The organism is Streptosporangium nanhuense, from assembly GCF_059358815.1.
Genome location: NZ_JCADBG010000001.1, coordinates 35,082 through 49,544, shown reverse-complemented (window position 1 = coordinate 49,544; position 14,463 = coordinate 35,082). Strand labels below are relative to the sequence as shown.

Below are 14,463 nucleotides of genomic sequence, written 5' to 3'. Positions count from 1 at the left end.
TCGGATCCGGATCATCACGCCACTGGATGTTCTTCGCCCTGCCCCGCGAAGACGGGTGCCGAGCTGCCGCGAATCCGTAGCCGGGCCGTCGCGTCCTGGTAGGACTGCGGTTGCCTGCCGTCGAGCAGAGCCAGGAGCGTGCGGGCGGTGTTCATGCCGTACGCCTGGACGTCTCGCGACAGGGCCGTCAGCGGCGGATAGACCATCTCGCAAAGTTGCGAGTCGTCTCCCGCGACGATCGACAGCTCCGCCGGCACGCTCACACCGAGCTTGCGCGCCACGCTCAGCCCGGCGGTCGCCATCACATCGTTGTCGAAGGTGACGGCCGTGGGCCGCCGCCCGTTCGTCAGGAGGGACGTGGTCGCCTCGGCACCGGCCTTCCATGTGTAATCGGTGTCGATGATGGCGGACGGCTCGAGTCCGTGACGTGCCAGCGCCGCCCGGAACGCCTCGCCACGCACCCGCGTGTGCTCCAGGGCGGGCAGCCCGGCGACGCGCGCGATTCGCGTATGGCCCAGACCGACCAGGTAGTCGACGGTCTCGGCCACGGCGGCGGCGTCATCGCTCCAGACGGCGGGCATGGACGAATCCGGTCGCGGCCGCCCCACCAGTACCGCTGGGATCTTCATGGTCTCCAGCATGGCCACCCTGCGGTCCTCCGACCACAGGTCCATGACGATGAGGCCGTCGACGCGCCGCTCGGCCCACCAGACCTCCACGGCTTCGATCGCCCTGGCGTGGTCGGGGACGACCTGGAGCAGCAACGCCGTCTTGGAGAGCGTCAACTGACTCTCCAGGCCGGAGATGAATTTCATGAAGAACGGTTCGATGCCCAAGGTGTCGGCGGGGCGCGCGAGAACCAGCCCGACGGTGTGCGCCCTCGCCTCCGACAGTCCGCGCGCCGCGGCGTTCGGGCGCCAGCCCATCTCGTCGGCGATGGCGATGATCCGCCTGCGGGTCTCCGATGACACGCCGGGGCGTCCGTTCAGGGCGAAGGAAACGGCTCCGATCGAAACACCCGCGCGTTTGGCAATGTCGCTGATCGTCGGTCGCTTCACGCGCCAGATTCCTTCGTCCGATGCCGGCGATCCACGACGTGATCGTCGCGTACGCCACAACTGCTTGGTGAGGAGACTACCCGGGCCTGCCAACGCCGCCCGGCACGCGTCCGGTTCTAGGTCATTTGACCGCTCCGGAGGTGAAGCCGTTGTAGATGAAGCGTTGCAGGACCAAGAAGATGATCAGTGTTGGCAGGATGACGAGGACCGCGCCCGCCGAGATGACCTCCCATTGCGCGCCGAAGGGGCCCTTGAACCGGAACAGGGATGTCGAGATCACCCCTAGTTCCTCCGACGGCATATAGAGGAAGGGGATGTAGAACTCGTTGTAGATCATGATCCCTTTGATGATCACCACGGTCGCGATCGCCGGCTTGAGCAGCGGCAGGATCACGGTGCGGTAGATCCGGAACGACGAGGCGCCATCTAGCTTGGCCGCCTCGTCGAGCGAGACCGGGATGTTCCTGATGAACTGCAGGAAGATGTAGATCGAGACGATGTCCGTCCCCATGTACAGCAGGATCGGACCCCACCGGGTGTCGAACAGCCCGAACGCGTTGATCACCTTGAAGGTGGCGACCTGAGTCGTCACACCGGGCACCAGCGTCGCGATCAGGAACAGGGCGATGACCAGCCCGCGCAGCCGGAAGGCGAACCGGTCGATCGCGTACGCGGCCATCGTCCCGATGAGAATGGCTCCGACGATCGAAAAAGCCAGGAGGAAAGCGGTGTTGCCGAAGGCCAGCAACATGTTCCCGTTGTTGAACGCGGTCACGTAGTTGTCGAAGTTGAGCCAGTTTCCCGGCAGTGACAGGATTCCCCCCTCCGCCACCTCCCGCCGCGTCTTCAACGAGGTGGTGAGCATGGTCAGGAGCGGCAGCACCACCGCCACCGAGGCCCCGACCAGCGAGAGGTATTTGAGCGCGGTCGCGATCATGCGAGCCGCCGGGGTTCGGTACCACAGGTTCGCGCGGACCGCCGGCACGGCCATCTCGGAACGTCCTTTCACCGGGCATCGGCCGGCGCCTCGTCGGGAACCAGCCTGCGCTGGATCCAGGTGACCAGCAGGATCGCGACGAGCAGTACGACCGCCGCCGCCGACGCCAGGCCCACCTTGTTGAACTGGAACGCCAGCTTGATCGTCTGGATCACGAATGTCTTGCTCTCCCCCGAGCCCCCCGTCATGATCCAGGGGATCTCGAACACCGACAGCGAGCCGGTGATTCCCAAGATCACACTCAAGCTGATGATGGGTCGGATGGAGGGCAGGATGATGTGCCAGAAGACTTGCGGACGCGTGGCCCCGTCCAGTTCGGCGGCCTCGTGGATCTCGGTGGGCACGGACTGGATCGCCCCCAGGAACAGAACGAAGTTCAGTCCGAGGAAGCGCCATACCGACACCCCCGACAGGGAGATGTTGACCATGTCCGGGTCGCCGAGCCAGAGGAGCTTGTTGTCGATGCCGAACAGCGCCAGCACGCTGTCAAGCGTTCCGCCGGGCTGCAGGAGGTACAGGAAGACGAACGCCACCGCGACGCCGTTGAGCAGGTAGGGGAAGAACAGCACTCCCTTGAAGAAGTTCCGGAAGCGCATGTTGAAACTCAGCACCGTGGCGAAGTAGAGCGCCAGGGCGATCTGCAGCAGCGAGGCCACAAGGTAGAAGAGGCTGACGTAGAAGACCTGGAACAGCTCGGGCCTGGTGAACAACTGGGCGTAGTTGTCCAGGCCCACGTACTGCTGGTCGGGACTGAATCCGTCCCAGTCGGTGAAACTGTAGGAGATCATGTTCGCGACCGGCACGTAGGTGAAGGTCACGAGGAAGGCCAGCGGAACGAGCAGGTAGAGCCACGGGGTGAGACGCCGCCACTTTCGCCGAGGCGGAGCCGCGTGTTGTGGCTCGAACGACTTCCCGGTCCGGGCGGTCGACGAGGTGATGGCCATCGAGTGTCCTTTGGGTGCGCATCTCGGACGGGCGTAGGGCGAGTACGCCCGTCCGAGATGATGGCGCTGTTGGTTCGATGCGAAATGACGGGAGAGGGGCCGCTCAGCCACTCAGCTTGACGGTGTCGGCCCACTTGGTCGTCAGCTCGGAGAACAGCCCGTTCAGGTCACCGGATCCGGCGCCGCGCGCGATGTCGATCAGTTTCTGCCGGTAGTCCTGCTTGTTCAGGCCGACCTCCGACTCGTTGTCGATCTTGTTGAACTTGCCGGTCTCGGCCTGCGAGAGCTCGACGAACTCGACACCGGCGTCCTTGTAAGGCTGCAGCGCGCTGGGGAGCGGAGCTCCGGCGACACTGGATATCGCCTGGTTGGTCTCGGAGAAACCGGACTTCTGCACCATCCACTCGAGCCAGGCCCGCGCGGCGGGCTTGTTCTCGGAGTGGACGTTGACGGCGTAGAGGTAGTCGGGCGTCACCATGGTGCAGAACTTGCCGCCGCTCTGAGCCGGGAAAGGCATGTACCCGATCACCGAGGGGTCGAGGCCCGCGTCCTTGGCCGCTTTCTGCATCTGCACGATGGCCCACGAGCCCAGCCACATACTCGCGATCTTGCCGGTGGCGAGCTGGCTCTTGGAGTCCTCCCAGTTGGTGGTCGTGGGGTCGGGCTCCGACAGTTTCCGGTTCACGATGTTGTAGAGCAGCGTGTCGGCGATGTTGAGGTCACCGCCCGCCTTCCACGGCTCCAGCGAGGTGGCGAGCTTGTCGGTCGCCTTGGCGTCGCATGAGGGTGAACCGAGAACGCTGGTCCACGCCGTCAGCGGCCATCCGTCCTTGTAGTTGGTGTAGTAGGGGATGGCGCCGCCCTTGTCCTTGACCGCCTGCAGATCGGCGAGGAACTCATCCGGCGTGGTGGGCCAGTCGGTGATCCCGGCCTTCTTCCAGACGTCCTTGTTGTAGACGAAGCCGTTGACGGACGAGAAGGCGGGGATGCCGTAGACGGCGCCCCCGACATGGCTCTTGCTGGTGTAGACGTACTTGTCTTCCAGATCGGTCACGCTTCCGAGCGATTCGAAGAACTTGGGGTAATCGTCCTTACCGATCGTATTGGGAATCAAGAGCACGTCACCGTAGTTCTCGGTGTTCATGCGGATCTTGACTTCGCCTTCGTAGTCGGTGACGCCTTCGAACTTCACCGTGACATCGGGGTATGTCTTATTGAATTCGGCGGCGTACTTCTTCATCGTGCCGTCCGTCACGAGGTCCGTCCGGTTCGTGAGGACCGTGACGGTGCCGGTGACCTTGGCGGGGTCGGCCGACGCCGCGGACGTGGGAGGTGCTGAGGCACCTGATGGCGCGGGCGTGCCGCCGCCGCAGGCCGCGGCGAGCAGCATCGAGGCCAGCGCAACACCGCTCAAGACCTTACTGCGCATATCCATGACTCCGTCCTTGGGGGATCAACGGGCACTCGGGTGTGCCGACTGGCGCCGTTTATAAAGCGCTTTAGCCCAAGTGAGCGAAATGGTGCTCACTAAAATCCGGTAAGTAAAGTCCGAGGGGCGGACGATGTCGAACCGTTACACGGTTGTTTCGCCGCTCACCCGCGGTGGCGCGGTACTGCCGCGCGGCGTCAGGAGTGCGGGCTCATCGTGGACGTCCTGGACGCCGGCGCCCCGTACCGCGGTCAGCAGCAGCCGGGCCGCGTGCATGCCGTACGCGCCGATGTCGCGGGTCAGTGCGGTCAGCGGCGGGTCGAGCAGAGGACAGATGGGCGAGTCGTCCCACGCGACGATCGACACATCGCCGGGAACCGACAGGCCGGCCTCCTGAATGGCCGTAAGACCGGCGATCGCCATGATGTCGTTGTCGTAGATCAGTGCGGTGGGCGGTGCGGCCAGTCCCATGAGACGGATCGTCGCCCGCGCTCCGTCCTCGGCCGAGTAGTCCGTGGAAGCGATGGTGGCGGTCAGGCCCAGGCGGCGGCCGACCGCCAGAAACGTGTCGCTTCGAATGGCGGTGTGCGCGAGCTGAGGTATCCCCCCGATGCGGGCTATCCGCCGGTGCCCCAGCGCGGCCAGGTATTCCACGGCTTCGACCATGGAGACACCGTCGTCGGACCATATGCTCGCGAGCGATCCCGCCGCACTCGGCGGTCCGATCGCGACGGCGGGAAGTCCCACTTCACTCAGGGCCTTGACCCGGCGGTCGCGTACTCGCAGGTCACACACCAGAACGCCGCCTACGCGACTCTCTCGCCACCAGCTCCGGTAGCAGGTGATCTCCTCGGACTCGTCTGCCACCATCTGAAGAAGCAGGCCGTATCCGTGCAGGGAGAGTTCGGCTTCCAGTCCGCTGATCAGCTCCATATAGAACGGTTCGATGCCCAACGTGGTGGGCGGACGCGGCAACGCCATGCCGATGACCCTCGCGCGCGCTCCGGCCAACGCCCTGGCGGCCACGCTGGCCTGGTATCCCAGCTGTTCCGCGATCGCGAGTATCCGCTGGCGAGTCTCCTCGGACACGCCCGACCGGCCGTTCAGCGCGTACGAGACGGCCCCCTTGGAGACACCCGCCTCTGTGGCGATGTCGGAGATCGTGGGTCGCTTCACGTGGCACCTCCGGTTCGGCGTACTTTCTCGGTTCAGTAACGATCTCCATGGAAGCGGAGAGCTGTCACCTATCGATCTTCTGCCATTACTCACCGTCATAGTTTTTATCACTCATCGCAGCGAATCGACACACTTCGCCACGGAACTACCCAAAAGATGCAGGTAGGTCAGCTATCCGCGTTTCACGCTCGTTACACCGAGGTGACGCGAGTCCCAAGCTAACGCCAACTTACTCGGTTTTGCTAGGGTTGACACCGTTTAGTGAGCGGATGCGCTTCGGCGGGTGAAAGCCGGGCATGCGTACGTGCCCGAGGGCGGAAAGCACCGGGTTCGCCCCCTCGGTGAACGCTCGGCCACCTGCCCGTGACAGCTACCACACAGCGTGCCCCGCTCTCGAAGAGCTCCCAACCGGGAGGCTCAGGTCAGCGTGCCGATCGTTCTCAGTCGGCGGCGCGCACGTAATGGCTGGGTGCGACCACACCATGGCGTCCCTCGCGCAGGACCACGTCGACCACCGCCCCGGCGGCCGCGGAGACGTCGGTGTCGTGCCCGACCCGGGCGACGAGCTCGTCGCCGACGGCCTCGATCCGCGCGACGCCGGGGCCGAGGGCGAGGTCCGCCGCGGCCTGGACACCGGCGAGATCGACCCAGCACGAGCGGATACGCACCCAGCCCGGCCCCCGCTGCGCCGGGGGGATGCCGAAGCCGGCCGGATCGACGTCACCGTCACCATCGCCGTCACCGTCGCCAGTTGCTGCTGCGACGATGAGCCGCTCGACCCCGCCGAGGAGGGCGGCGGTCTCGTCGGCGCTGGCCAGGCGGGCGTCGAGGGCGAGCCCGCAGCCGAGCGTGCCGTCCAGCCGGTAGATGTCGAACTCCGCGGGAGCGTCGAATGCGCGGTCGCCCGTGCCGGGTTCCACGCCGGCCCTCGGCAGGATCACCTGCGCGTGGCCGGTCGTGTTGTTGACGACCACGTCCCGGTGACAGCGCATGCCGCGGGCCCGCTCCACCGAATCCTTCGCCTCGAACAGCCGTACCGAGTCATAGCGGCCGTACCTGTAGGCCGCCAGGGCCGCGGCGTCCGTCCGGGCGACCGCCCGCAGGAACGAGGGCGACGCGGTGAAGGGGATGATCGTCTCCTGCGCCACCGTGCCGACGTAGTCGCGCAGCTCCGGGGAGAAACGGTTGTTGCACAGGCAGTGCAGCTGGCACTTCGAATCTCCGGTCCAGCTCATCAGGAGCGCCGCGAACGCGGCCATCACGACCGCCGCCGGCCGCGCGCCCGTGGTCGCCACGATGTGGGCCAGCGCCTCCGCGGCGGGCCGGGAGCCCAGCAGGACGTGATGATGGCCGCGGGCGCCGGGAAAACGGGAGGGCAGGCCGAGCGCGCACAACGGCTGCTCGGCCACCTGGCGGGCCCAGTACCTGACCGAGCCCTCCAGCCGGCGCCGCCCGGCCGGGGTGAGCTCGTAGGCGGCCTGGTCGGCGGGATGGTACGCGGCGACGGGAAGCGTCCGGCCCGCCAGCAGGGCGGCGAGTTCGGCGCGCAGGATCGTCATCGCCGACAAGTCGGCCGCCACGTGCGACACGTGCAAGACGACTAAGCATGGAGACCCCGACCGGGTCATCACCCTCGCCCTGATCGGGAGGTCGGCGGCGGGATCGAAGGCCCGGCCGGGCGGGAACCAGCCCTGGCCGGCGCCCGCGGACTCGGCCTCGACCACCTCGGCGACGAGCGTTCCCGACGCGTGCACGAACTGTTCGCCGTCCCGCACGAGGGTCCGCAGCGCCTCCTGGCGGCCGATCAGCGCGCCCAGGGCCGTACCGACCTCGTCCATGGTGCTCCCCCGGGGCACGCGCACCATCGTCGACAGGATGTCGGCCGGTCCCGGCAGGTCCGGGCTGATCCACTCCAGCACGTTCTTCTGACTGACCGTCATGGGCCACCGCCCCGACCGGAGACCCGAGAAGCGGACCTTCAGGTCATTCACCTCCGACCACCACCGGTCATCACAGTTCGCCTCGCATGGGCGCCACACAAAACCCGGCGCGTACTTCTCGTATTTCCCGAGGGTCACCGGCGTGCGGTTCACCGGGGTGATGGGCTTGGTGAGCCGACCGCCACGCCGGCCACGTCCACCGCGGCCGAATGGCCTGTTCAAACCCACTCCTTTGCGCCACCACATCGCCGTCGAGGCGCACGCCAATATGGCACTCGACTAAAACATTCGGTCGAGTGCCATATTGGTATTCGTCGGCGATCGGCCCTCTCCCGATATCGGTGGGAGAAGGCTAAGGAGTGCCATTGAGGGCGTCAAGACGTTGAGCGATGTTCAGTTTCTTCTTTTTTCGTCCTCGGGCAGGCACTTCTTCGATTCAACCTCTTGGAGTAAGGAAACCGGTCGGGGCGGGCATGACGACCCTGAGAATCGGCTCCATGGCCGTTCAGAGACTGATCTTTCCCGCTCCCGCGCCGGAGATGACGATGGACTTGACGGAGGACGCCCCGTCGAGGCTGTAGGAATACGGGATGGACGCCACCGAACCGCCTTGCTGCCCGCTGCCGGAACCGGTCAGGTAGTTGTTGCGGGCCACCAGGGTGCCGGGACCGGACGAGGCCTCGCCCAGGTGATAAGGGTCGTCGACGTTCTCGAAGTAGTTGCCCTCGACCAGCACGCCGGCGCCTTCGGTGGAGGCGACGCCGTATCCGCTGACATCAAGGTAGTAGTTGTTGTAGACGTGCACCGGATTGCCGAAGCGCACCCGGGGGCCGCGCTGGGTGATGCCGTCGAGCCGGTTGTGGTGGTAGGTCACGCGCAGGTGACCACTGTCCTCGGAGCCGTTGTCGTCGCTGTGCCCGAGCAGCATGGCCTTGTCGTGGTCATACAGGTGGTTCCACGACACGGTGACGTAGTCGCTGGCGCGCTTGATGTCGATGGCGCCGTCGTAGCCGTTGGACAGCGTGTTGTGGTCGATCCAGACCCGGGTCGAGTACTGGACGTTGATCGCGTCGTCGTCCCAGTTCCTGAAGGTCAGGTTCCGGATGATCACGTTGGAGGCGCCGGAGACGTTCAGGCCGCAGCCGACGATCGCCGCGCCGGAATTACCGATGATCGTCTTGTTGGAGCCGATCCTCAGCATGCCCGAGCAGGAGATCGTGCCCGACACCCGGATCACGGCCGCGCCCGTCCCTGAGGCCGCGCTGGTCAGGGCCGAGGAGTTCGTCACCGTGGTGGTGGCCGCGTTGCCGCCGCCGGTCGTGCCGCCTCCCTGGGTCGCCCAGCCGACGAGGCCGGTGGTGTCGGGCGGCGGAGGTGAGGTGGTCGGAGTGGGCGTCGGGGTCGGGGTGGGGGTCGGGGTCGGGGTGGGGGTCGGGGTGGAGGTCGGGCTCGGTGACGGCGAGCCGGTGACCGAGCCTGTGCACGCGACCCCGTTCAGGGTGAAGGAGGTGGGCGCGGGATTGGATCCGCTCCAGCTCCCGTTGAAGCCGATAGTGGTGGTGGCACCGGTCGCCAGGTCGCCGTTGTAGGGGGCGTTCGCGGCGGTCACCGCGCCGCTGCTCTGGGAGAAGGTCGCGTTCCAGCCCTGCGTCACGGCCTGTCCCGCCGGAAAAGACCATTTAAGCTGCCAGCCGGTGAGCGGATCGCCCAAATTGGTGATCGCGATGTTCGCGCCGAACCCGTCGTTCCACTGGGAGGTCACCGAGTAGGTGACCTGGCAGCCCGCCGCCGCGGAGGCCGGTGCCGTGACGAGGCCCGCCGCCAGGCAGAGGACCCCTACCGCACTCCCGAGGATCGCCAGGCGTCGTTGTCGCAAAGTCATGCTCTTGTCTCCTTCTTGGGCACCGGACCGAAGCCGAGCACCCTGAAACCGCAGGTCATTCGCGTGGTTTCGATGAGCCAAGTTGACTTAACCGTTTAAGTCAAGGTAGTCGACCAGCCGGATTAGATCGCCCGCCGTGACACCGGGAGGCGCCACACCCCGATCGCAGGTTCACGGCGCCTGTTATCGGCGCCTCCTGGCTGGTGAAAGGGGGAAGTTATCTCCAGCCGGGATAACTCAAGGCGGTGGTCGAGGTCTCCTGTGGTTAACCTTCGAGCCCGCCGGCGCACGCAAGGACGAGGAAACTTTCACCCCGGACATACGCGTGTCGCCAATTAGTCCAGAACGTGGACAAATGGTGCGGAACGAGCCACGGGCAACATGTGCGAAACGTACACGAAGCGTCGTTGACACTTAAACGCTTAAGTGCTGTCATGAGGATTCTCGGCCCGAAGACGTCATCCCAATGAGAGGAGAGGGGCCCAGCATCCAACCTATTGATGGTCGACGGCCGATCGGAGAAGTCCAGGTATCGCAAGGCTTCTATTCGCGCGCCGTCGAACAGGCACAACACTCACCCGCATGCCCTTAGCCGATGGCCCGGCGCCTTGTTCTTCGTTGACGAAGCCCACGTCGACCGCGAGGCCGCTCAAGCGACTTGGCGATTGAGTCACCCGCTGATCGATTCTCGATGAAATTCAGCACCGTTCCTGGCTTCGCCATGCCCACGATTGTCAGATCAACCGGATCCCCTTCGAAGGAGGTTGCGTGTGAGACGCACCGCTTCAGCCTCCACGGCCCTGCTCCTGGACGTAAGCGGAAGGCCTGCTTTCGAGGTGGGCCGACGGTGACACCGCCTGACAGCGCGCCTCCTCCCACCGTCAGAACCGTCCAGAGAAAACCCCCGAGCCGCGCTCCATGAGGCTGGGCACCGTACGCCACCTGTATTTGATTTTAATCTGCGAGAAAGGAAAACCATGAGCAAGCGACTCGGGCTCGTGGGAGTGGCGATTCTGTCACTCCTCGTCTCGATGTTGGTCGCCGCCTCCCCCGCGCACGCCGCGGTCGGGCTCCGGGTGAGCGGCACCAAGATCGTCGAAGCCAACGGGAACACGTTCGTGATGCGAGGCGCCAGCCACGCGCACACCTGGTACACCAGCCAGACGAGCTCCTTCGCCGGCATCAAATCCCTGAAGGGCAACACGGTCCGGGTGGTCCTGAGCGGCGGCAGGTGGACGGCGAACGGAACCTCCGACGTGGCCAACATCGTCTCGCTCTGCAAGACGAACAAGCTGGTCTGCGTCCTGGAGAACCACGACACCACCGGATACGGCGAGCAGAGCGGCGCCTACTCCCTCGACCAGGCCGTGGACTACTGGAGCAGCGTCAAGAGCGCGCTCGTCGGCCACGAGGACTACATCGTCATCAACATCGGCAACGAGCCCTACGGCAACAACTCCGTCTCCGGCTGGACGAGCGCGACCAAGAGCGCGATCAGCCGGATGCGCGGGCTGGGCTTCCAGCACCTGCTCATGGTGGACGCGCCCAACTGGGGCCAGGACTGGAGCTTCACCATGCGCGACAACGCGGCCTCCGTCTTCGCCGCCGACTCGCAGCGCAACACGGTGTTCTCCGTCCACATGTACGGCGTCTTCGACACCTCCTCGGAGATCAACAGCTACCTCAGCGCGTTCCAGTCCGCCGGCCTGCCGCTGGTGATCGGGGAGTTCGGGTACGACCACTCCGACGGCAACCCCGACGAGGACACGATCATGGCGCAGGCGCAGTCGCGCGGCATCGGCTACATCGGCTGGTCGTGGAGCGGCAACGGCGGCGGGGTCGAGTACCTCGACATGGTGAACAACTTCAGCGCGAGCAGCCTGACGAGCTGGGGCCAGCGCTTCTTCAACGGCTCCAACGGTGTGGTGCAGACCTCCCGCGAGGCGACGTACTTCAGCGGGACGAGCAACGACACCACGGCGCCCACGACGCCGGGGACGCCCACCGCGTCGAGCGTCTCCTCCAGCGGCGCCACGCTGAACTGGTCGGCCTCCACCGACTCCGGCGGCTCCGGCCTGGCCGGATACAACGTCTACCGCGAACAGGGCAGCACCGACACCCTCCTCACCCAGACCACCACCAACTCCGCCACCCTCACCGGACTCAGCGCCTCCACCCAGTACGAGGTCTACGTCCGCGCCAGGGACGGCGCCGGCAACCTCTCCAGCGCCTCCTCCAGCGTCACCTTCACCACCACCGGCGGAACGAGTGACACCACGGCGCCCACGACGCCGGGGACGCCCACCGCGTCGAGCGTCTCCTCCAGCGGCGCCACGCTGAACTGGTCGGCCTCCACCGACTCCGGCGGCTCCGGCCTGGCCGGATACAACGTCTACCGCGAACAGGGCAGCACCGACACCCTCCTCACCCAGACCACCACCAACTCCGCCACCCTCACCGGACTCAGCGCCTCCACCCAGTACGAGGTCTACGTCCGCGCCAGGGACGGCGCCGGCAACCTCTCCAGCGCCTCCTCCAGCGTCACCTTCACCACCACCGGCGGTACCGGCGGAGGGTGCTCGGCCACCGGCACCGCGCAGAACCAGTGGCACAACGGATACGTCGTCCAGCCGGTCACCGTCACCAACGGCGGATCCTCGTCCGTCAGCGGCTGGACGGTCACCTTCACCCTGCCCAGCGGGCACTCCGTCACCGGCTCGTGGAACGCCACGCTGACCACCAGCGGCCAGACCGTGACCGCCAAGAACGCGAGCTACAACGGCACCCTCGCCGCGGGCGCCACGACCAGCTTCGGCTTCCAGGTCAGCCGCCCCGACGGCGACACCTCCGTCCCGGGCGCCTACACCTGCTCCACGTCCTGAGAACGACTCCTCCGGCAGGCCGGCCATGAAGAGCCGGTCTGCCGGAGGAGTCGTATGTCTCGCGCGGGTCCGGTCGAGGAAGGCCATCACCGGGTTTCCCTGCCCGCGGCAGCACCACAGAGTACGAAAACACGACCATCGTGGCATGACAATCCAAAAACGCGACTCCACCGAACCCAGGGCAGGCCACATTCCCATGCCGTCGCAGGTTCGTGTCTCTCGTACGAACGCTCCGGCCTCATCGATCTTGCTGTAGATGCCGCCGGTGCCCTCCAAGGTGATCCGCCCCTCGTCGTTGATCCGCGCCCAGTGGTTGAAGCCCAGATGGGTGAAGACGATGCGCGTACCTGGCCGAATGACACCTGCCGCGACCATACGCGCGACGTCCGTCCGCAGACGCGTCTTTCGTGAAGAGGCTGGGCCCCTTTCCGGGGAGGACGGCCCGCGATCGTGGCTCACGACGCCCGGCGTACGTGGGCGGCGGCCAGGATGAGGTACGCGCTGGCCGTCCAGGTGTAGGCGCGATCACGGAGTCCCGTCCCGGCGCGGGCGTCGAAGTTCTCCGCGAACCCCGACTTCTCGCACAGGGCGCGGAACCGGGCGCCGACCTCGTCGGCGAGGGCGGTCTGCCCGGCCCTGCGGAGGCCGTCCTCGATCAGGACCGTCGAAGGGGCCCAGATCGGGCCGCGCCAGTAGCCGTCGTCCTGGTAGTGCGGTGAGGTCGGCAGTTCGGTGGCGAGTCCGTACTCGGTCAGGTGGGTCTCGATCCTGGCGGCCAGGGCCGTCCGGACGTGCTGGGGCAGCTCCTCGCCCAGCACGATCGGCATGAGGTCGAGCAGGCTGTCGCTGGTCCAGGTCCGCGCCGAATTCGCGCTCCGGGTGACGAACCGGTCGTCGCGCCACAGCTGGGCGAGCATCGCCTCGCGCATCCGGTCGGCCGCCCGCGACCAGCGGGCCGCCTCGCCGGGCAGGGAGAGTTCGGTGGCCAGGCGGGCGAGCGTGCGCATCTGGAGGACGAGGAACGACGCCAGGTCGGCCGTCTCGACGACGCGTTCGGGGGCGAACGTGGTCGCGTTGTCCCATCCGCTGTCGTTGCCGTGCTGGTAGTGGGCCAGTACGTGTCCGGGCACGCGCCTGGCGGTGAGCCAGAAGGTGGTCCACCGTTCGAGCAGGCGGTAGACGCCGGCTCGTTCCCCTTCCGGCATCGGCGGGAGACGCCGCAGGACCCAGCCGTGGATGGGAGGCTTGACGAAGTTGTACAGGATCTCCGAGTGGGTGATCGAGTCGGGCAGCGCGCCGGTGGCCTCCTGGTGGTCGAAGGGCAGCCGGAACTGGTCCCAGGCCAGCGCGGGCAGGCCCTCGGCGAGGGCGATCGCGTTGAAGCAGTGGTCCCAGCTCCACACCTTGTCCATCCAGTGCTTGGACATCAGCACCGCCGGACGGGTGACGAACCCCGCCGCGCGTACGGTGGCCGACCACAGCACGTAGACGGCGAGTTCGGCGGCGGGTGTCCGGTCGTCCCGCCAGGGCGCCACGGTGCCGAGGTACTCCTCGTAGTCGCGCCGGGCCGCGCCGGCCACCCGCTCGAAGTCGTGCTCGCCCGTGTACGGGACGCGGGCGGTCTCGAACTCCTCGATGGCGATCTCCCACGTGTTCCCGTCCCCGGTGACCACGACGCCCCGCTCGGTGGTGCCGAGCTCCTGCGCGCCCAGGTGTTCGGTGATCCGCCCGGCCAGGAGCGTGACGCGGTAGCGGCGCCCGGTCTGGTAGACGGTGAAGACCGCGGACCCGTCCCGGGGGTCGCGGAAGAAGTAGGGGCCGCTGAACGGCGTCAGGACCGGGTCGGCGGCCAGCAGCCGCAGGTCGACCCCGCGTCCGCGGACCCGGACGGTGTCGGTGTTCTCGTAGGCGAGGTCGATCCGCCCGGGGTCGCAGTCCCAGGTGAGCTGGTGCGGGGTGGCGGTGACGACGCTGTCGGCGGTGGGGACCAGCCGCAGGATCGGGTGCATGCCGGTCTGGTGGGAGACCAGGTGGACGTCCTGGGCGTAGGTGTTCTCGCCGATGACCGGCGAGAAGCCGAACCAGGACCCGCGGAAGCTGAACGGGATTTCCCGCAGGGAGAAAACCGGGCCTGTGGCGGCGGCGGTCATGAAGG

At 66.6% G+C, this 14,463-nt stretch carries 9 protein-coding genes; 1 reads left to right on the top strand and 8 read right to left on the bottom strand.

The genetic code is table 11. The features are described 5' to 3' along the window. Window positions 1–14: 14 nt before the first annotated feature. The 7 genes from AC5L38_RS00180 to AC5L38_RS00150 all read right to left on the bottom strand — a co-directional run bounded on the left by AC5L38_RS00180 (window position 15) and on the right by AC5L38_RS00150 (window position 9,426). A complete protein-coding gene (locus AC5L38_RS00180; RefSeq protein WP_495240663.1) occupies window positions 15–1,058 on the bottom strand; it encodes a LacI family DNA-binding transcriptional regulator in 1,044 nt (347 codons plus the stop codon). A 121-nt stretch (window positions 1,059–1,179) separates the two neighbouring features. Next, complete coding sequence (locus tag AC5L38_RS00175) at window positions 1,180–2,049, bottom strand: carbohydrate ABC transporter permease (RefSeq protein ID WP_495240662.1); 870 nt, start codon at window positions 2,047–2,049, stop codon at window positions 1,180–1,182. 14 nt (window positions 2,050–2,063) lie between these two features. Beyond that, window positions 2,064–2,999 (bottom strand): carbohydrate ABC transporter permease, encoded by a 936-nt coding sequence (locus AC5L38_RS00170; RefSeq protein WP_495240661.1) that lies wholly within the window; start codon window positions 2,997–2,999, stop codon window positions 2,064–2,066. A 103-nt stretch (window positions 3,000–3,102) separates the two neighbouring features. After that, window positions 3,103–4,434, bottom strand: coding sequence for an ABC transporter substrate-binding protein (locus AC5L38_RS00165; protein ID WP_495240660.1), 1,332 nt, complete (start codon window positions 4,432–4,434; stop codon window positions 3,103–3,105). A gap of 138 nt (window positions 4,435–4,572) precedes the next feature. Beyond that, the gene (locus AC5L38_RS00160) at window positions 4,573–5,604 is read right to left on the bottom strand and encodes a LacI family DNA-binding transcriptional regulator (protein ID WP_495240659.1); all 1,032 of its coding nucleotides are present in this window, start codon (window positions 5,602–5,604) and stop codon (window positions 4,573–4,575) included. Window positions 5,605–6,044: 440 nt separating this feature from the next. Beyond that, window positions 6,045–7,544, bottom strand: a complete 1,500-nt coding sequence (locus AC5L38_RS00155; protein WP_495240658.1) for a condensation domain-containing protein — start codon at window positions 7,542–7,544, stop codon at window positions 6,045–6,047. 505 nt (window positions 7,545–8,049) lie between these two features. Continuing rightward, window positions 8,050–9,426: a pectate lyase family protein gene (locus AC5L38_RS00150; RefSeq protein ID WP_495240657.1), complete on the bottom strand. Its 1,377-nt coding sequence runs from the start codon at window positions 9,424–9,426 to the stop codon at window positions 8,050–8,052. Window positions 9,427–10,403: 977 nt separating this feature from the next. Between AC5L38_RS00150 and AC5L38_RS00145 the strand changes: the two genes are divergently transcribed. Beyond that, on the top strand, window positions 10,404–12,308 hold the full coding sequence (locus AC5L38_RS00145; protein WP_495240656.1) for a cellulase family glycosylhydrolase: 1,905 nt from the start codon (window positions 10,404–10,406) through the stop codon (window positions 12,306–12,308). Window positions 12,309–12,763: 455 nt separating this feature from the next. Here AC5L38_RS00145 and AC5L38_RS00140 read toward each other — a convergent pair whose 3' ends face one another. Further along, window positions 12,764–14,458: an amylo-alpha-1,6-glucosidase gene (locus tag AC5L38_RS00140; RefSeq protein ID WP_495240655.1), complete on the bottom strand. Its 1,695-nt coding sequence runs from the start codon at window positions 14,456–14,458 to the stop codon at window positions 12,764–12,766. Window positions 14,459–14,463 lie beyond the last annotated feature (5 nt).